General features: G+C 60.9%; 19 protein-coding genes and 1 other RNA gene. 7 read left to right on the forward strand and 13 right to left on the reverse strand.

The genetic code is table 11. The features are described 5' to 3' along the window. Positions 1-72: 72 nt before the first annotated feature. The 4 genes from IEX53_RS13410 to IEX53_RS13425 all read right to left on the reverse strand — a co-directional run bounded on the left by IEX53_RS13410 (position 73) and on the right by IEX53_RS13425 (position 3,436). Positions 73-894, reverse strand: coding sequence for a glycoside hydrolase family 25 protein (locus IEX53_RS13410; protein WP_188824685.1), 822 nt, complete (start codon positions 892-894; stop codon positions 73-75). Between the two features lie 137 nt (positions 895-1,031). Beyond that, the gene (locus tag IEX53_RS13415) at positions 1,032-1,691 is read right to left on the reverse strand and encodes a class I SAM-dependent methyltransferase (RefSeq protein ID WP_188824686.1); all 660 of its coding nucleotides are present in this window, start codon (positions 1,689-1,691) and stop codon (positions 1,032-1,034) included. 1 nt (position 1,692) lies between these two features. After that, complete coding sequence (locus IEX53_RS13420; protein ID WP_188824687.1) at positions 1,693-2,937, reverse strand: BtaA family protein; 1,245 nt, start codon at positions 2,935-2,937, stop codon at positions 1,693-1,695. Positions 2,938-3,061: 124 nt separating this feature from the next. Next, positions 3,062-3,436 carry an SPW repeat domain-containing protein gene (locus IEX53_RS13425; protein WP_188824688.1) on the reverse strand — a complete coding sequence of 125 codons (375 nt, stop codon included), beginning with the start codon at positions 3,434-3,436 and terminating at the stop codon, positions 3,062-3,064. Between the two features lie 364 nt (positions 3,437-3,800). On the opposite strand from IEX53_RS13425, the gene IEX53_RS13430 reads away from it, so the two are divergent. Together IEX53_RS13430 and IEX53_RS13435 are read left to right on the forward strand one after the other, a co-directional pair. Further along, positions 3,801-3,998, forward strand: coding sequence for a hypothetical protein (locus IEX53_RS13430; RefSeq protein ID WP_188824689.1), 198 nt, complete (start codon positions 3,801-3,803; stop codon positions 3,996-3,998). Positions 3,999-4,196: 198 nt separating this feature from the next. Continuing rightward, positions 4,197-4,484 carry a hypothetical protein gene (locus IEX53_RS13435; protein WP_188824690.1) on the forward strand — a complete coding sequence of 96 codons (288 nt, stop codon included), beginning with the start codon at positions 4,197-4,199 and terminating at the stop codon, positions 4,482-4,484. A gap of 34 nt (positions 4,485-4,518) precedes the next feature. Here the strand turns inward: IEX53_RS13435 and IEX53_RS13440 are convergent, their stop codons facing one another. Then, entirely contained in the window at positions 4,519-5,502 is a 984-nt protein-coding gene (locus tag IEX53_RS13440) for a 3-hydroxybutyryl-CoA dehydrogenase (protein WP_188824691.1), read from the reverse strand. A gap of 235 nt (positions 5,503-5,737) precedes the next feature. Here IEX53_RS13440 and IEX53_RS13445 point away from each other — a divergent pair, with 235 nt between their 5' ends. The 3 genes from IEX53_RS13445 (at position 5,738) to IEX53_RS13455 (ending at position 8,912) form a co-directional block, all read left to right on the forward strand. Further along, on the forward strand, positions 5,738-6,649 hold the full coding sequence (locus tag IEX53_RS13445; RefSeq protein WP_188824692.1) for an NmrA family NAD(P)-binding protein: 912 nt from the start codon (positions 5,738-5,740) through the stop codon (positions 6,647-6,649). Between the two features lie 434 nt (positions 6,650-7,083). Next, the gene (locus tag IEX53_RS13450) at positions 7,084-8,409 is read left to right on the forward strand and encodes an Nramp family divalent metal transporter (protein WP_236016190.1); all 1,326 of its coding nucleotides are present in this window, start codon (positions 7,084-7,086) and stop codon (positions 8,407-8,409) included. A 101-nt stretch (positions 8,410-8,510) separates the two neighbouring features. Continuing rightward, positions 8,511-8,912, forward strand: coding sequence for a DUF1801 domain-containing protein (locus IEX53_RS13455; protein ID WP_210311649.1), 402 nt, complete (start codon positions 8,511-8,513; stop codon positions 8,910-8,912). A gap of 83 nt (positions 8,913-8,995) precedes the next feature. Here IEX53_RS13455 and IEX53_RS13460 read toward each other — a convergent pair whose 3' ends face one another. The 8 genes from IEX53_RS13460 to IEX53_RS13495 form a co-directional block, all read right to left on the reverse strand. Beyond that, the gene (locus IEX53_RS13460; protein ID WP_188824694.1) at positions 8,996-9,274 is read right to left on the reverse strand and encodes a helix-turn-helix domain-containing protein; all 279 of its coding nucleotides are present in this window, start codon (positions 9,272-9,274) and stop codon (positions 8,996-8,998) included. Next, on the reverse strand, positions 9,243-9,518 hold the full coding sequence (locus IEX53_RS13465) for a BrnT family toxin (RefSeq protein ID WP_188824695.1): 276 nt from the start codon (positions 9,516-9,518) through the stop codon (positions 9,243-9,245). The genes IEX53_RS13460 and IEX53_RS13465 overlap by 32 nt, the downstream gene beginning before the upstream one ends. A 53-nt stretch (positions 9,519-9,571) precedes the next feature. Next, positions 9,572-10,007: RNase P RNA component class A (gene rnpB / locus IEX53_RS13470), an RNA gene on the reverse strand. A 92-nt stretch (positions 10,008-10,099) separates the two neighbouring features. Continuing rightward, the gene (locus IEX53_RS24265; RefSeq protein WP_308429143.1) at positions 10,100-10,786 is read right to left on the reverse strand and encodes a lytic transglycosylase domain-containing protein; all 687 of its coding nucleotides are present in this window, start codon (positions 10,784-10,786) and stop codon (positions 10,100-10,102) included. Positions 10,787-11,154: 368 nt separating this feature from the next. Then, positions 11,155-11,934 carry an N-acetylmuramoyl-L-alanine amidase gene (locus IEX53_RS13480; RefSeq protein WP_188824696.1) on the reverse strand — a complete coding sequence of 260 codons (780 nt, stop codon included), beginning with the start codon at positions 11,932-11,934 and terminating at the stop codon, positions 11,155-11,157. After that, entirely contained in the window at positions 11,931-12,641 is a 711-nt protein-coding gene (locus tag IEX53_RS13485) for a J domain-containing protein (RefSeq protein ID WP_188824697.1), read from the reverse strand. The genes IEX53_RS13480 and IEX53_RS13485 overlap by 4 nt, the downstream gene beginning before the upstream one ends. Before the next feature lie 195 nt (positions 12,642-12,836). Then, positions 12,837-14,708, reverse strand: a complete 1,872-nt coding sequence (gene feoB, locus IEX53_RS13490) for a ferrous iron transport protein B (RefSeq protein ID WP_373288646.1) — start codon at positions 14,706-14,708, stop codon at positions 12,837-12,839. Continuing rightward, positions 14,701-14,985, reverse strand: a complete 285-nt coding sequence (locus IEX53_RS13495; protein ID WP_188824698.1) for a FeoA family protein — start codon at positions 14,983-14,985, stop codon at positions 14,701-14,703. Before IEX53_RS13495 ends, feoB begins: the two co-directional genes overlap by 8 nt. A gap of 599 nt (positions 14,986-15,584) precedes the next feature. On the opposite strand from IEX53_RS13495, the gene mraZ reads away from it, so the two are divergent. Both mraZ and rsmH read left to right on the forward strand, forming a co-directional pair. Next, the gene (gene mraZ / locus IEX53_RS13500) at positions 15,585-16,058 is read left to right on the forward strand and encodes a division/cell wall cluster transcriptional repressor MraZ (protein WP_188824699.1); all 474 of its coding nucleotides are present in this window, start codon (positions 15,585-15,587) and stop codon (positions 16,056-16,058) included. After that, positions 16,055-17,077 carry a 16S rRNA (cytosine(1402)-N(4))-methyltransferase RsmH gene (gene rsmH / locus IEX53_RS13505; RefSeq protein WP_188824700.1) on the forward strand — a complete coding sequence of 341 codons (1,023 nt, stop codon included), beginning with the start codon at positions 16,055-16,057 and terminating at the stop codon, positions 17,075-17,077. The genes mraZ and rsmH overlap by 4 nt, the downstream gene beginning before the upstream one ends.

Below are 17,077 nucleotides of genomic sequence, written 5' to 3' on the forward strand. Positions count from 1 at the left end.
AGACAATTCTGCGGCCTCGCTTCTGCCCTATCGCCGCGCGGAAATGAAGTAAAACTTGTGTGGTTGCGCGTTTCAGCGCTTCCGGCGCCCTTCGACCACCGCGCGCCATTCTTCCGGCGAGCCGGCGAAGACGTTGATGTCGGCGTCGCCATCGATGCCGGGCACCCTGCCGGTTCCGGTATATTGCCAGAACGCCCAGGGATGGTCGCCGTAGCGCTCGCTGGGGTGACCCGCGACCGAGCGCAGCCAGTAGGGGTAGCCCTTGAAGCGATGAAGCTCATTGTCCTCGAAGAAATCGATGGCGGTATAGATGATCGGGCGCTTTCCGTAATGGCGCTCGACGGCCTCAAGGAAAATCTTCATCTCGCTGCGCACCACTTCCGGCGCGGGACGGCGCTTGCAGGTGGGCGAATGCGGGTTCCATTCCATGTCCAGGACCGGCGGTAGCGCGTTCGGATCGCGCGGGACGTTGCGGATGAACCATTGCGCCTGCTCGATGGCCGGGCGGCAGAAATAATAGAAATGGTAGGCCCCGCGCGGCATGCCGACCGCAGCGGCGGAAGCCCAATGATCATGGAAGCGGTCATCCACCCGGTCGCCGCCTTCCGTCGCCTTGATGAAGGCGAAGGAGATGCCGCTGTCGCGCACCGTCTTCCAATCCACCTTGCTCTGGTATTTGGATACGTCGGTGCCGTGGACGGCATAGTGCCAGGGCGTTCGGCCCTTCCAGTCATGTGGGTCGCGGTCGCCGAATTTCGGCGCGCGCACGGCGGGGTAGGCGAAGGTCGCCTTCCGTTCGATGCTGACCGTCTTCGTCGCCTCCGACAGATCATAGTCCACCGACGTGCAGGCGGACAAAAACAGGGACATGAGGACGGGGACGATGCGCTTCATGAACCAAGGCCATAGAGGAAACAGGGTTGATAAAGCGTTACGCGATTCGAGGGTCAGTGAGATAGTGAGATAGTGAGATAGTGAGATAGTGAGTAGGGGAAAAATTCTACCTCACTACCTCACTACCTCACTATTCCCTATCTCACTATCTTCGATATCCACGCAAACCCGCGATAAAGGACGCGTGCCTGCGCCAAGGCTTGCGTCTGCGCGGCGATATTACCCGTTACTTGGAAAAGATCGTTCCTCGGCGTTACGTGGAACCATTCAAGCCACTGATAAAGCGCCGCGCGGAACCAGCGCGGCAGTCTTCCGCAGTCGCCGAAATCGACGATGTGGAGTTCGCCGCCGGGGGCCAGGTGCGCCACCGCCTCGCGCATGACCGCCTGCCATTGCGGGATCATCGAAACGGCGTAGGAGATGAAGATGCGGTCGAAATCCTTCTGTCCGAACAACGCTTGCGGGTCGAAGCTTGCGGCGTCGGCATGGGCGAGGCGGACCTTGTCGCTTATACCTGCCTTTTCGACCGCTTTCTTCGCAGTGTCGAGCATTTCATGAGAAATATCAATGCCGTAGAGTTGGCTATTGGGAAAATGATTCATCGTCTTGATGAGGTTTCTTCCCGTACCGCAGCCGATTTCCAGCACGCTGCCGCCTGGGGGGACGCGCAGGCTGGCGATCATCTCGTCGCGCCCTAGCAGATAATATTTGCGCGTCGCGTCATAGACATGGCGCTGGCGGCGATAGACGCGGTCCATCAGGCTGCCATGGTCGAGCTTTTGCGCCTTGCCGAACATATCAGGCGTCCTTCAGGCAATAGAGATGGAAGCCGCCATAGATGGAGGAGCGGTCGCGGGCGTGGAGTTCGCGCGACTGTTCCTCGCGATAGTCCCAGCGGTCGAGAATGGCGAGATCGACACGACCGGGAAGGATGCTGGGCTCGGCGGCGGTGCGGAAGATGACGCGGGCGCCGGGGGCGGCGGTGCGGGTGATCTCGCGCCAGAGGTCGCCCAGCTGGGTGTCATTCATCCAGTCCTGCGCGTCGAGCAGAATGAAACGGTCCACCGAGGCATCGGGCTTGGCGGCCAGCAGCTCGGTGTAGGAGGCGTTGACGACGCTCATGCGGCTGACACGCGCGCGCACTTTCTCGAAATTGGCGCGGGAGAGATAGGGCGGTAGAGGACCGGTTTCGGCGTCCTCGCTATAGCCACGGCCGAATGCCTGCCAGGCGAAATAGTTCTCGTTCAGCGGGAAGCCGCAGGCGAGTTTCTCCAGCCGTCCGCGCAGGATAGCCGCCATGTCACCATTGCCTGATGTCGCCAGCGCATCATATTGCTGCGGCGGAATGCCGAGGCCGAAGAGCGAAGACTTTCGCGCGGTGGCCCAGCGGATCATGCGCTTGTCGAAAAGGGGGCTCAGGGCCGTGTCGAAGAAGGTGCGCTGCTCTTCGAGGGTGCGCGCCTTCAGTATATCACGCGGGTCGATGCCATAGAGCCGGGCGACGCGGTGGCCCATGCCGATGAAAATGCCGAGCAGGCCGTGGCGGTAGAGATCGCGCCAGAAGATGGAAATGCGGCGGCGGCCCGAGAGCATCCGCTTCTCCCAATAGGCGCGGCTTTGCGCGTCCAAATGCGGGCGGATGAAGCGCTGATAGGCCTGCCAGTTGGTCTTGTCGTCAGCCGTGCCGTAGAAGCGGTAGAAGGCGTCATAGTTGGGCAGGTGGGCGAGGGCGGCGAGTTTCAGCCGGTTGAAGGCGACATGCGCCGGGTTCAGGTCGACCGCCTCGACGCTTGCGGGGTCGGCGGTCAGATAGGACAGCGCGTTGCAGCCGCCGGAGGCGATGGTGACGATGCGATGGCCGGGGCCGATCTCAAGCGCCTCCATATCCACTTCCGGGTCTTCCCAGATCTGCGGATAGACCAGGCCCTTGAACAAATGGGCGAAGAGCCGTTCGGAAAGGCCGGCGCGGGAGAAGAGCGAATTGCGCTGCATCGCGCGCTTCACCTTTTCATTGCGGGCCTGCTTGGTCCTGATTGCTGGCATGGAGCGCGAATCCCTAGGTTCCGGGGAATTTCGCCTCGCCTAGCACCCGCATGTAACAGCGCCGTGACGCGGGCAGGGGAATAGCCGCCGGAACCGAAGCTCCAGCGGCCAATCAACCGGCTGATTATGCCTCGAACCGACGGTGGCGATCCTGCCACAACTGCAGCGCAGCGATGACGGCGACGATAACGCCGAGCGCGACATGCCAGGAGCGGAGCGCATCCGCATAATCGAAGGCATAGGGTGAAGCGATCACCCACAGGCCGGCGAGAAACGCCAGAACCTCCTGCCAGCGGCGCAGCCGGGCCACCTCCATGATGCCGAGAGCCGTGATGACGGCTCCTACCAGCATGGTGTTGATGACGATGGCTATATTGTCGGTTGCGGGAAAGAACAGCGATGAAAGGAAAATGATGGCCCCGAGAGCCATGATGGCATTATCCTCCCAGCTACGGTGCTGAATCAGCCCCGGGCGGCCTACAGGGTTGGTCATAGCCATGATAAATCCTCCTTCAGGCTACGTTATGCGTAACCGGATATCCGTGAGGAGGTTCTTGTGCGATAGGTCCGAACTCCTCAGCGGATGTTCGTACGCACTGCCCGCATTCTGCCGGAATATCGCCTTTTATGCAATGATTTCAGGGCAAAAGCCGGTAACAGGCGATGACAATGGCTTGATTGGATCGTTTTCCGGCGGAGCGAAACTGCATCCTTTTATTCGGCTCCCGCACTTCCCAGTATTCGCTCGTGTAACGGCATGTAACGGAAGTTGAGAGGAACCTTCCACGATATTGCCCGTTTTGTCCCTGACTCTTTCGCCCTGTGGGGATTTGTCTAATCTTTGGATGATAAAGGAGAGTATTATGAAGAAGTTTCTGATCACATCCGTTGCCGCGCTTTCGGTGCTCGGCCTCGCCGCTTGCAACGATAGCGGCAACAACAACAATGCCAACCCGCCGGCCGAGCAGCCCCCGGCAACCCAGCCCAGCCCGGCGCCGTCGCAGCCGCCGGCCAACAACACGACGCCGTCGCAGCCCGGCACGACGACGCCCAGCCAGTAAGGTCGGGTTCGATCTCCAAGGAGATGCGGCATCAAGGAAACGCTCCGGCAGAAATGTCGGAGCGTTTTCGTTTGTAAAATTAAATATTTATCGCTGTATTTAAAGCTTATCTCATGATTGTACTTTAATAATCCCGGCGATTTCCCGCAGTGAGACTGCGGAAAATTGAGAGATATTCTTCTTAAGAGGGATTATACCATGAAGAAGTACATTCTTGCGATAACCGCGGTTTCGCTTATCGCTCTTGCCGGTTGCTCGGAGAGCGAGACGGGCGGCAACACGGCGGCGGCGGTTGAGGGTGCAGTGTCCAAGATCGATCAGACGCTGGCAAGCTCGATGACGCCGCAGCAGAAGGCTGCCGCCGTCAACGAGGCGCGCTCCGCCGCGGAATCTGCCGCCAAGGCTGCCGGCCAGAGCGATGCGCTGGTGCAGCAGGCAGGCGACGCCGCGGCGATGGAAGCCAAGAAGGCGCTTGGCGTGCAGTAAGAGCGGTTCGGTCTGTGAGGTTGGCCGGGGGACTCTACACCACCGGCGGCTTGACCAGATCCAGATGACGCAGCATCGCGACGAATGCCTTCAGGCGTTCGTCGCGATATGCATTTATATCCATGCCTTCATAATCGAGAAAACCGCGTTTGGTCTTTAGGCCGATGCGGCCCTGCGCCATGTTGCTATCGATGATCTCGGGAGAGGCGTAGCAGGGGCTGTTCAGCTCCTTAGCAAGGTCGCGGCTGGCATAGAACAGCGTGTCGCCGCCGCCCCAATCGATGAATTCCAGCACGCCCAGCACGGCGAAGCGAAAGCCGATGCCATATTTGGTCGCCTTGTCGATGTCCTCGGTGCTGGCGACACCTTGTTCCACAAGGCGCGCGGCCTCGTTCATCGCCAGTGTCTGGATGCGTGGCACGATATAGCCGGGCGAGGCGGTGCAGACGACGGGCACCTTGCCTATGGTTTCGAGCATGGTCTTAAGGCGTGCTGTCACCGCCGGATCGGTTTCCTTGCCCGGGGACATTTCGACGAGAGGCATGAGATAGGCCGGGTTCAGCCAATGGGCATTGAGGAAACGCTCGGGATGGGAAACGGCGCTGGAGAGATTGTCGACGAGGATGGTCGATGTGGTCGATGCGATGATCGGGGTGGGGCCGGCGAGCTCCGAGGCGCTTGCCAGCGCTCCGCGCTTGATGTCGAGCACTTCGGGCAGGGCTTCAATGACGAGGGCGGCTGACGAAAGCGCATCCTTCGCACCCTGCCTGGGCACGATGCCGACGCGCGACATAATAGTGTCGATCACTGCGGCATCGAACATGCCAAAGCCGGCGAGGTTGGAGAGGACGCCGCGAATTCCACTGAGCGCGCCGGCTTCGAGCGTCTTGAAATCGTCTTCGTTGCGCTCCTTGAAGTCCACGAGCTTGACCGGATGCCCGGCATAGGCCCACACCACGGCGATGCCGCAGCCCATGCGCCCGGCGCCGAGGCAGGCGATTGGTTCAGGATTGGTCATGGGAGTTTCCCTGTGTTGATGCCTGTCCTCCTGTGGATATAGGTTCAGTTACGGCGCTGTTTCTTCAAATGGAGGTGATGAGAATTTAAATATAAAAATATTATCTTATGGATTTTGCTGGATAATACCGCGTGTTTTTGCGCTGCGATCACTTCCATTTGACAGTTTGCTTGATGACTATGCCCGCCATGTGCCTATGTGAAAGGCCAGGAGAGGATGAACATAGGAGACCATCATGGCCTATATCATTCATGGAGCGACAGGCGCGCAGGGCGCGCCCCTATATAACCTCCTGCTGAAAAGCGGAAAATCTGTTCTCGGCGCGGTCCGGGACGTTTCAAATCTCAAGGGACAGCCGGCCATCAAGGTGGATCTCGGTTCGGTCAACTCACTGGTTGCTGCCTATCGGGACGCTGACGGCGTGTTTATCCATATCCCTTTAGGAGCCGAGGCGGGGCGCGTCCAATATGCTCGCAACATTGTCGAAGCCATCCGGCAGGGCAGGCCGAAGCGAGTGGTGATCACCACGAGCGGAGCCGTCATCGACCAGCCGGACACGCCGCTGCAAACGCCTGAAGATAGCGCGATTGCAATCCTGATACGCGGCGTCGAGGAAAGCGGCGTGTCCCATGCCATCATGGCGACGCGGCTCTATCTGGAAAACCTTCTTCTGCCGCCGGTATTCAAGCCGATAAAACTGGAGGACGCGCTGCGCTATCCGCTTGCCGGGAACTTCGCTGCCTCGTGGTGCTCGCATCTCGACGTGGCCGATGTCGCCGCACGCCTGCTCACCGACACCGCCATCAGCGGCATTGTAGGCGTGGGACAATTGCCGGGCCTAACCGGGCCGCAGCTTGCGGATGGGTTCGCAAGCGCGCTCGGGCATGATGTCTCCTACGAAACGATAAAGCCCCAGGAATTCGGCGCGTTGATCTCGCCGATATTGGGCGCGGCAGCGGCGTCGGGCGTGGTGAAATTCTACGACACGCTGGCAAAGGTGCCAGAGGATGTCATCGCCGAGAAGACCAGCGCGCAACGCCTGCTGAACATACAGCCGCGGACCGTCGCGGCTTGGCTGGCGGAGAAGTTCGGCGGCAGCAAGGCGTCGCCTTCGGCTGCCGAGGTGCATCCACTGGTTCATCTCTAACGCTCTCTGCCACGATGGTGAACCAGCCGCGCCGATAGAGCATTCGTATTTATACGGAACCAACTGTGCGCCCTTCGCCCTCGTGGTTCGAGGCGAATTCCGCTGCGCTCCATTCACACCTCACCATGAGGGTGAAGGGACCGCAACGCCGCAGTAGCCCTCATCCTGAGGTGTGTAGTGGAGCGCAGCGGAACGAAGCCTCGAAGGGCGAGGGCGCTTGGCAATTCCATCAAATCACGAACCACTCTGGAAGCACATCGCTTCATACAAAAGCAAAACACGCCCAGGCTTCCAGTTCCCAGCGCCCCTTGACCAATTGTCCGCTTCTCCCTATTAATTGCAAATAATTTGCAATTGCATATCTTGGATTAACTCACATGGACCAGCATGCATCGGCATCGATGAAGCCCGCGGCGGTCGAGGCCGGACGTGAGATGACGCTTGCGGGATGGCGGCGGGAGCGGGGGGAGGCTTCGCTTTCCGAGGTTCACAGATCGATTGCGGTGCGCAAGACCGGCCCCGGTTGGCGCAAGGCGCTTGCCTTCTTCGGTCCCGGCTATCTCGTCGCCGTCGGCTATATGGATCCCGGCAATTGGGCGACGTCGCTGGCGGGCGGATCGCGCTTCGGCTATTCGCTGCTGGTCGTCGTCCTCCTTTCCAACATCATGGCGGTGATCCTGCAATCGCTCTGCGCCCGGCTGGGCATCGCCACGGGCCGCGATCTGGCGCAGGCCTGCCGTGACGCCTATCCGGGCTGGGTGAACTGGCCGCTCTGGTTCCTCGCCGAAATCGCCATCTGCGCCACTGACCTTGCGGAAGTGATCGGCACGGCAATCGGCCTCAACCTGCTTTTCGGCATACCGCTGGAGATCGGCGTGGTCCTTACGGCGCTCGACGTGTTTCTGGTGCTTTATCTCCAGAACAAGGGCTTCCGGAAGGTGGAGGCGCTCATCATCACTCTCCTGGGGGTGATCGCGGTCTGCTTCATCGTCCAGATCGTGATGGCGCACCCGCAATGGGGCGCGGTGCTGCGCGGCTTTGCTCCGACGACGCAAATCGTCACCAATCCGGACATGCTCTATATCGCGCTCGGCATCATCGGCGCGACCGTCATGCCGCACAATCTCTATCTTCACTCGGGCATCGTCCAGACGCGCGACCATGGCGACACGGTGGAGGAAAAGCGCTCGGCGATCCGCTATGCGACGCTCGATTCCACCATCGCGCTGACATTTGCGCTTGCTGTCAACGCGTCGATCCTGATTCTCGCCGCCGCCAGCTTCCATGCCACCGGCCATACCAATGTCGAGGAACTGGGCGACGCCCACAATCTGCTGAGCCCGCTGCTCGGATCGGCAATCGCGCCCAGCCTTTTCGCCATCGCGCTTCTATGCTGCGGGCTCAACTCCACAGTGACCGCGACCATGGCGGGGCAGATCGCCATGGAAGGCTTTCTGCATATCCGGCTCGTTCCCTGGCTGCGGCGGCTGCTCACCCGCGTCATCGCCATCGTACCTGCGGCGGTGGTCACCATCCTCTACGGGGAGAGCGGCACGGCGAAGCTTCTCATCCTGTCGCAGGTGGTGCTGAGCCTGCAACTGCCCTTCGCCGTGATCCCGCTGGTGATCTTCACCGCCAACCGGGCGAAGATGGGCACGCTCGCCGCCTCGCGCTGGGTCACCGTGCTGGCCACCATCACCGCCGCCATCATTGTGGTGCTCAATATCAAGCTGGTGATCGATTTCGTGGCGGGGAATTAAGGCCTCATGCGGACCGCAAGGCGATCGACAAGATCATAAGGGCCTGTCGCTTCATCCCTGAAATGCGTTATGATTCCGCCGGAACCGTAAAGGAGGATCGCATGGCGGACGAGGAAAAACCGGCATCGGCGCTGATCGATGCAAGGATCGCGGAACTGGGCGGCTGGCGCGGGGAGACGCTGGCGAAGGTTCGCGCGATCGTCAGGGCCGCTGATCCGGAAATCGTCGAGGAATGGAAATGGGAAACCCCGGTCTGGTCGCACGGCGGTATCATCTGCACGGGCGAGGCCTATAAGACCGCCATCAAGCTGACCTTTCCCAAGGGCGCGTCGCTGGAAGACCCCGCGCGCCTGTTCAACTCCAGCATCGAAGGCAAGGTGCGGCGCGCTATCGATATTCGTGAGGGCGAGGCGATCGATGAGAAAGCGCTGGCGGAGTTGATCCGCGCGGCGGCGGCGCTGAATTTTGAAACGAAAAAGCGCAAGCCATCCACCGCAAAGTAGGCGGATGGCGAGGCGAACCCAAGCTCCTCTCAGGCGGCAGTTCGCAAATCGGCAAATTTCCGGGGGAGAAGCTTTAATCTCTCCTACGCAACCGCCTTCGCCACCAGATCCGGATGCTGCCGGATCACCCGCACATAAGCGACGGCAAAGTCGGGGGCGGTTGCGCGCGCCTGTTCCCAATCGCGCAGCGTGCCTACGGGAACGCGGAAACGGCTGGCGAATTCGGTTTGTGAGAGACCAAGTTCGGTTCTCGTCATGCGGATCAGCCGGGCGCGCTGACCGCATTCCAACGCTTCAGCGGTTACGTCAAAATCTTCGGCGTCATCCGGGTCAGCGGGCAGAACGATACTGTCTTTCTTCACCCTTGTTACTCCTTCTTACCGAGATGAATCGGGGTAGCGCATCGCGCCAAACGAACACGCCAGTAAAAAGCTTCTCACCAACTCGGCCTATTACCTTGTACCGCTTTTCACCATCCTCGAGACGAAAAGATGGAAGCATTAGATGGTAACCGTCCTCGAAAATCCGATCGCCAAAGGCCAGAGATAGCTTATGCTTCTCACGGTTGGTTGCGTCCTTTACAAGATCGTATCTGTCTTCCCCCATGGAGGGATATTATACGGGATTTCCGTATATCCTGCAATCTTCGCGAAATCTATAATGTCAGTTGGCCTGTAAGCCGGGTTCTGTATGGCTGGGCTTTCGCCCAACGTGGCAGCCATTCATCTGGGACGGATGTCGCCACCCGCCTCTTGCAACCTACCCGGACGGCTGATCCGGAAACCGATCGCCGGGCTTTCACCCGGCACGCCGTCCCTATTCGGTCTTGCTCCCGATGGGGTTTACCTTGCCGCCGCCGTTGCCGGAGGCGCGGTGGGCTCTTACCCCACCCTTTCACCCTTACCCCGCCAGCAAATCGGTCCTTCGCAACGCAATGAACAGGCCGATTTGCAGGCGGGGCGGTCTGCTTTCTGTGGCACTTTCCCTGGGGTCGCCCCCGCCGGGCGTTACCCGGCATCGTGTTTCCATGGAGCCCGGACTTTCCTCACCTGCCGCCTTTCGGCATATGACAGGCGCGGCTGCCCAGCCAACTGACATCGGCCTTATAAAGGTGCTTTGCCGGGAAAACGCAATAAAAAAGCCGGACATAAGCCCGGCTTTTTTTCATATACGCATATTCAGTTATTTTAGAACGAGCGCATATAAACCTTCACCTGGTTGCAGTACCTGGCGGAGATCGGGTTCATGCGCGTCGCGCCATGGCCGGCATTGTATTTGAGGATGGTGCCGCAAACCGAACCGCCGGAGAGATCGCGCGCCATGGCCAGGTACTTCATGCCATATTGCACGTTGACCACGGGATTGTAGAGCTCGCGCGCCGATCCGGTGTAGCCAAGGCTGCGCGCCGTCGAGAGCTTGACCTGCATCAGGCCGATCTCGCCCGCCGATCCGCGCACATCGGGATCGTAATTGCTTTCGTGGTGAACCACCGCATGGGCAAGCGGCAGCGGCACACCATAGGTCTCGGCATAATGGTTGATGATGCCGGAGAAAGGCTTGTTTTCCGCGTCCGCCGGAACCTTGTTGGAGACGGGGAAAAGCTTGCCGAAGATTCCGCCCTCGGTGCTCTTCTTGGTGATGACCTCGTCGCGCACCTTGATGCTGACGGGGATTTTGCCCCAATGCTCGACCCGGCCTTCTCGGGCCTTCGGCACCGGCACCCTCCGCAGGGCAACCGGCTCGAGACGCGCCTTCTCCGCGCGCTTCACCGGCTTCACCTTGCGCACCGCATGGCGGGCTTTCGCGCGGTGTTCCACCTTGGCTTCGGAGGTCTTGACGATGTGCGCCACGCCCTCCCTCTTGGCCTTTTTCATTGCGTGAACCGGACGTTTCTCGGTAACGTGCCGTTTCTCGGGGTGAGGTGCAGCCTGTGCCGCGTTGAGGCCAAGCATTCCCATCGCGCCGACGACGGCGCACACAAAACTAATTTTTTTACTCATACCCTAACCGTTTTACACTGTTTCGGTAGTGGACCGCCCCTTTCTTTAAAACGCCGGCCCGTGTCGTTCCTTTACGAGGCGGTGGAGTTGAACCACGAAGATTGCCTCAGGAAACTGCCCGTTGATCTGGCGGCGAAATGCAGCCAGAGATTGGCCGGGCAAGTAACTTTCCATTAACTTTCGTAACAAATGGACCATGCCTACCGGAATGGTAGGTTAATAAACTACTTATTTTCAATGTCTTAGCTAGTGAGGGCGGGAAGTGCAGAAAGCAACCTGTGCAGTGTCTCAATGGTCGAGACATCGGCGACACCGTCGACTTTTTGCGGGCGAAAATGGCGCTGGAAGGCCTTGATGACCGCTTCCGTCTCCATGCCGAGTGTACCATCGACCGGAGTGTGATAGCCATAAAGCGCCAGCATTGATTGCAATGCCTCGACCGGCTGCCCCTGGTCGCCCAGCGCCAGGAAGCGGCCGCCACGGATCGGCGACGCCTCTACCCAATGGCCGAGACCGGCGCGAGAAAGCCGCTCCCAGGGGAATTTTTCGCCGGGGTCGATTTTGCGCAGAGGGGCTATATCGGAATGCGCGAGGACTTTTCGCGGCTCTATGGAATGGCGCGCACAGATATCCCGACTGAGCGCAATCACCGCCTCGATCTGCGCATCGGGGAATTCCGGAAAATCAGCAAGCGGCCCCTGATTGACGATCTCAATGCCGACCGAACAGGAGTTGATGTCGGTCTCGCCGAGCCAGAAACTCTGTCCCGCATGCCAGGCCCGCTCGCTTTCGGCGACCATCTGCACAATGCGGCCGTCCTCATGGACGACATAATGCGCCGAAACCTCCCTCTCCGGTGTGCGAAGAAGCTCTTCGGCCACCGCGCCGTTTTCCGTGCCCGTATAATGAAGGATCAGGATGGAGACCTGCTTGCCATCCTTGCGCGGACCGAAATTGGGGGAGGGGCGAAGCGTGGCGCCGCGGTAATCCGGGGCGAAGGCGGCATTCTCATTGTCGCTCATGCGGCCTTCAATTCCTTTTCGATCTTTTCCCATGCGCCGTTGATGGCAGCGATGCGATTGTTGGCGATGACAAGAAATTCCTGCGGGACCCCGCGCGACACCAGGCGATCAGGGTGGTTCTCCGACGCGAGCTGGCGATAGCGCCGTCGCGCCTCATCGAAGCTGGCGCCGCGCGGCAGGCCCAGCACCCGGTAGGGATCGGCCTCGCCCAGATCGACGTGGCGCGCGGCGATGGCCTCGAAATGCGCCTCGTCGAAGCCGAAGATCTCGCCGACGCGCGAGAGGAACGCCATCTCCTTCTCGTGGACATAGGCGTCCGCCTTGGCGATGTAGAACAGGCCGTCGAGAATATCCTCGAGGCATTTGCAGTTGCGGTCCTGCGTGCCGCAGAGCTTCGCCATTTGCGCGGCATAGCTCTCATACCCCGCTATATCCTGCTTGGCGAGATTATAGAGCCGCGCCACATGCGCCTGCTCTTCCCGTGGGACGATGAAAATCTGCTGGAACGCCCGGATTTCCTGGTCGGTGACGATGCCATCCGCCCGCGCCATCTTGGCCGAAAGCGCAATCATGGCAATGGAAAAGGCAACCCGGCGGCGCGTCTCGGGATCGCCTTCGAACACCGTGCGCACGCCTTCGACGAGGCTCGTCAGAGCGCACGACGCTAGATTGGCTATGAAATCACCGACACGAACCCAGATCGACATAGGGCTTTCTTATAGACAGGGGTGGGCAAGAGAACATGCGAAACAAGGCCTATCTATAGATGAGCGTTGAGAAAAGCGGGAGTCCGTTTTCGGGAATAGTGTTTTCAGAATGAACGAAAGCGGCAGGGGATCACCCTGCCGCTCCTGTCTTTGTTTTGTCGCATGGTCTTACCTGCAACTCTCGGGGATCATGCTCTAAAACATCAGCGCCGTGCGGTAGACGATGAAGGAGGCGATATAGGCCATGGCCAGCATGTAGCCGAAGCTGATCCACATCCAGCGCGCGCCGCCGGCTTCGCGCTTGATCACCGCGAGGGTCGAGGTGCATTGCGGGGCGAAGATGTACCAGGCGAGGAAAGAGAGCGCGGTGGGGAGCGTCCAGTTGTGGGCGAGGGCCTGCCCGACCTGGGCCGCCGCCGAATCTCCGCCCTGGATGGAATAGACCGTGCCCAACGCCGCGACCACAACCTCCCGTGCGGCCATGCCGGGGACGAGCGCGACGCTCATCTGCCAGGTGAAGCCGATGGGGGCGAGGAGGGGCTCCAGCACCCGGCCGATGGTTGCGGCGAGGCTGTAGAAAATCGCGGGCTCGGTGGCGTTGGCGGGAGCCGCCGGGAAGGAGGCGAGGAACCAGATCACCATCGCCATGGAAAAGATGGTCGTGCCCGCGCGGTGCAGGAACATCTTCACTCGCGTCAGCAGCGCGATCAGCACGTTCTTCAGGCGGGGCAGCTTGTAATCGGGCAGTTCCATCATGAAGGGCGGGGCCGGCTCATTCCGCCAGAACATGAGCTTGGCGAGGAGGGACACGCCGAGCGCGCTGGCAATGCCCGCCGCATAAAGGCCGAACATGACGAGGCCCTGGAGGCTCAAGAACCCCGCGACGCGCGTGGCCGGGATGAAGGCGGCGATGATGAGTGTATAAACGGGGATACGAGCCGAGCAGGTCATCAGCGGAGCGACGAGGATGGTCGTCAGCCGGTCGCGCTTGTTGTCGATTACGCGCGCCGCCATGATGCCGGGGATTGCGCAGGCGAAGCTCGACAGGAGCGGAATGAAGGCGCGTCCGTGCAGGCCGACGCCGCCCATGATGCGGTCCATGAGGAAGGCCGCGCGGGCCATGTAGCCCAGATCCTCCAGGAGGAGGATGAACAGGAACATGATCAGGATCTGCGGCAGGAAGGTAATGACATTGCCGACCCCGCCGATGACGCCGTCCACGAGGAAGCTCTCGACAAGGCCGGGTCCCATCACCTGCTGGATCATGGTGGCGAGGAAATTGAAACCAGCCGTGATCAGGTCCATCACCGGCTGCGCCCAGTCGAAGACCGCCTGGAACATCAGGAAAAGCACGGTCAGGAGCACGGCCAGCCCGGCGATGGGGTGAAGCAGCACGGAATCGATCCGGGTGGTCAACGTGTCGGGCTTTTCGGGATAGCGCACCGTTTCCGCGATGAGCCGGTCGGCCTCACGCTGCAGGCCACGCAGCTGTGCTGCTGACGGCTCGGACCAGCTGTTTTCGCGTTTCGCGGATGCGCCGTTCTCGGAGAGCTGGTCGAGCATCTGCCAGAGATCGGCCATGTGCGCGCGGCGGACCGCGCAGGCGGCGACGACGGGGACGCCGAGCAGGCTTGAAAGCTTATCCGTATCGATCTCTATGCCGCGATGGCGGGCAATGTCGATCATGTTCAACACCAGCACCAGCGGCTTGCCGGTTTGGATCAACTCGGAAACAAGGCGGAAGGCGGAGCGCAGATTGGTGGCGTCGGCGACGGCGAGGAGAAGGTCGGGCGTGTCGTTCGGCCTGCGGTCCAGAACCACGTCGCGGGTGATTTCCTCGTCGGGGCTGCGGGCGCGCAGGGAATAGGTGCCGGGCAGGTCGACGATTTCGAGCGAGCGACCGCCGGGCGTCAGGGCAATGCCCTTCTTGCGCTCCACGGTGACGCCGGCATAGTTGCCGACCTTCTGCCGGCTGCCGGTCAGGGCGTTGAAGAGGGCGGTCTTGCCGCAATTGGGCGCGCCCACGAGCGCGATCCGGCGGACCTTCTGCATGTTCACTTCAAGCATGATAGGGGCCTTCGCGGGTGAGAATGGCCATCGCCTCCTGCCGCCGCAGCGCCACCACGACGCCGCCGACGCGCACGGCAATCGGATCGCGGGAAATCGGGCCTTCATGCAGTACGGCGACTTCCGCCCCCTCGCTGAAGCCCAGCTCCAGCAGCCGGCGCTCGATTTCCTCGGGCGAAAGGCTGGAGGAGATTAGAGGCGTGATCTCATGAATGACGCCGCGATAGCCGCGTGACGCAAGGCCCAAAGGCGTCAGTTCTTCCCGTTCTTGTGCCATGTTTGACGTTTCCTCTAAAGGTTGCGTCCCCACGCGGCGCTACAGGGCATATTTAAGTTGACCGTTCAAATCAGGATTTTGTGAGGATGGTGAGAGGAGGAGCGCTCGCTCTTCCTTCCCCCCTTGCGGGGAAGGTGGCCGCGTCAGCGGACGGATGGGGGTGGTGACGTTACACCAAGGTCTCCGGCAAAAGCGCACGCGGCACCACCCCCACCCGACTCTTCGGGCCACCCTCCCCGCAAGGGGAAGGGAAAGGCGAGCCCGGCTAACGCTTCTTTAAGCTTAATATTCGATAAATCGGGAAGAGGGGAAATGCGCCCGTGACCGGTCGCGTTCCCATGTGTGTGTAGCCTGATCCCGTTGACGCCCATAGTGTCCCATGATAACCATTCGTAACATCGATGATCTTCGTTCGATGCGGTGTTTCCCGACATGGTCAGGGGCGGTCGTGTGGGGCCGTCAGGCTAGGCTTGCAGCCCGGATGCCGCTCGTTCGTGCGAATTTTTATGGCCGCGCCAGGGTTTTGCCCTTGGGACGGCATGCAACCTCGACTAATCGAGGTTGCGGGATAGATGCAGCGGAAACGGCGGTAATTGTTGGTGGACCGGTTTCTGGGTCATGTAACGAACAGGATCGATGCGAAGGGGCGGGTCTCCGTTCCGGCGCATTTCCGTTCATTGATCCAGAAGGCCGGACATTTGGAGCTTTACGCCTTGCGCTCGCTCCATCTCCCGGCGCTGGACGTCGGCGGGCCGGATTTCCTGACGCGCTACGACGGACGGCTCACAAGCGAAGACCCTTTTGCAGAAACGGCGGACGACATGTCTTTTTATCTCCATGCGGACGGAACGTTTCTCAAGCTCGATCAGGATGGGCGCATTACGGTGACGGATTTCATCCGGGAACATACGGGTATCGGCACGGATGTGACATTCGCGGGGGCGAATACGCATTTCCAGATGTGGCAACCGGAGCGTTTCGAGGAACATCGCGCGACGGTGCGTGCAAGGCTGGCCGCGCGGCGGCAGATGGCAGGCGGGGTGGCACTCCCACCCCAAGGGGGAGCGGAATGATGGCGGGCCACGGCGGAGATGCTTCTCATGCCGATGGCGGACCGGCCCGCCACATTCCGGTTCTCCTCGACGAAGTCATTGCGGCGCTGGAGCCGCAGCCGGACAGGCATATCGTCGACGGCACCTTCGGGGCGGGCGGTTATACGCGGCGCATCCTCGACCTCGGCGCTTCCGTCACTGCCATCGACCGGGATCCGACCGCGATTGCGGCGGGCCGCGCCATGGAAAAGGAATTTCCCGGCCGGCTGACGCTGGTGCAGGGCCGGTTTTCCGATCTCGATACGCTTGTTGCGGGCGAGCCTGACGGCATCGTGCTCGATATCGGCGTCTCGTCCATGCAGATCGACGAGGCGGAGCGCGGCTTCTCCTTCCAGAAGGACGGGCCGCTCGACATGCGCATGTCGGGCGAGGGCGTCAGCGCCGCCGATGTGGTCAATCGCTTGAAAGTGGGGGACCTCGCGCGCATCTTCAATTTCCTCGGCGAGGAGCGGCATGCCGGCCGCATCGCCCGGATGATCGAGAAGCGCCGGGCGACCGAGCCGTTCACGCGCACCCGCGACCTCGCCAATGCCATCGAGGCGCTGGTCGGGCGCAATCCGAAAGACCGCATCCATCCGGCGACCCGGGTTTTCCAGGGCTTGCGCATTTTTGTCAATGATGAGCTGGGCGAGCTTGCCCGCGCGCTGTTCGCGGCGGAACAGGTCTTGAAGCCGGGCGGGCGGCTGGTGGTCGTCACCTTCCATTCGCTCGAGGACCGGATCGTCAAGCGCTTCTTCGCCGACCGGGAAGGGGGCGCGGGCGGCTCGCGCCATCTGCCGCAGGTTCATGAGAGGCAGGCCAGTTTCACGCCGCTGACCAAGGGCGCTGTCGGCCCGACCAGGGAAGAGGAGGAACGCAATCCGCGGGCGCGCTCGGCCAAGCTGCGCGCCGGGGTCAGGACCGCCAATCCGCCGCTCAAGGCGGATTTCTCCCTGTTCGGGCTGCCCAAGTTGCCCGATGCGTATAGTTTGAGGGATTAA

The sequence above is a fragment of the Paramesorhizobium endophyticum genome (genome assembly GCF_014640615.1).
In the GTDB taxonomy this organism is placed as follows: Bacteria; Pseudomonadota; Alphaproteobacteria; order Rhizobiales; family Rhizobiaceae; genus Paramesorhizobium; species Paramesorhizobium endophyticum.

Bases quoted from the DNA above. Each gene is read 5' to 3' on its own strand.
- IEX53_RS13410 (WP_188824685.1), bottom strand. From the start codon at position 894: ATGAAGCGCATCGTCCCCGTCCTCATGTCCCTGTTTTTGTCCGCCTGC.
- IEX53_RS13415 (WP_188824686.1), bottom strand. From the start codon at position 1,691: ATGTTCGGCAAGGCGCAAAAGCTCGACCATGGCAGCCTGATGGACCGC.
- IEX53_RS13420 (WP_188824687.1), bottom strand. From the start codon at position 2,937: ATGCCAGCAATCAGGACCAAGCAGGCCCGCAATGAAAAGGTGAAGCGC.
- IEX53_RS13425 (WP_188824688.1), bottom strand. From the start codon at position 3,436: ATGGCTATGACCAACCCTGTAGGCCGCCCGGGGCTGATTCAGCACCGT.
- IEX53_RS13430 (WP_188824689.1), top strand. From the start codon at position 3,801: ATGAAGAAGTTTCTGATCACATCCGTTGCCGCGCTTTCGGTGCTCGGC.
- IEX53_RS13435 (WP_188824690.1), top strand. From the start codon at position 4,197: ATGAAGAAGTACATTCTTGCGATAACCGCGGTTTCGCTTATCGCTCTT.
- IEX53_RS13440 (WP_188824691.1), bottom strand. From the start codon at position 5,502: ATGACCAATCCTGAACCAATCGCCTGCCTCGGCGCCGGGCGCATGGGC.
- IEX53_RS13445 (WP_188824692.1), top strand. From the start codon at position 5,738: ATGGCCTATATCATTCATGGAGCGACAGGCGCGCAGGGCGCGCCCCTA.
- IEX53_RS13450 (WP_236016190.1), top strand. From the start codon at position 7,084: ATGACGCTTGCGGGATGGCGGCGGGAGCGGGGGGAGGCTTCGCTTTCC.
- IEX53_RS13455 (WP_210311649.1), top strand. From the start codon at position 8,511: ATGGCGGACGAGGAAAAACCGGCATCGGCGCTGATCGATGCAAGGATC.
- IEX53_RS13465 (WP_188824695.1), bottom strand. From the start codon at position 9,518: ATGGGGGAAGACAGATACGATCTTGTAAAGGACGCAACCAACCGTGAG.
- IEX53_RS24265 (WP_308429143.1), bottom strand. From the start codon at position 10,786: ATGAAAAAGGCCAAGAGGGAGGGCGTGGCGCACATCGTCAAGACCTCC.
- IEX53_RS13480 (WP_188824696.1), bottom strand. From the start codon at position 11,934: ATGAGCGACAATGAGAATGCCGCCTTCGCCCCGGATTACCGCGGCGCC.
- IEX53_RS13485 (WP_188824697.1), bottom strand. From the start codon at position 12,641: ATGTCGATCTGGGTTCGTGTCGGTGATTTCATAGCCAATCTAGCGTCG.
- feoB (WP_373288646.1), bottom strand. From the start codon at position 14,708: ATGCTTGAAGTGAACATGCAGAAGGTCCGCCGGATCGCGCTCGTGGGC.
- IEX53_RS13495 (WP_188824698.1), bottom strand. From the start codon at position 14,985: ATGGCACAAGAACGGGAAGAACTGACGCCTTTGGGCCTTGCGTCACGC.
- rsmH (WP_188824700.1), top strand. From the start codon at position 16,055: ATGATGGCGGGCCACGGCGGAGATGCTTCTCATGCCGATGGCGGACCG.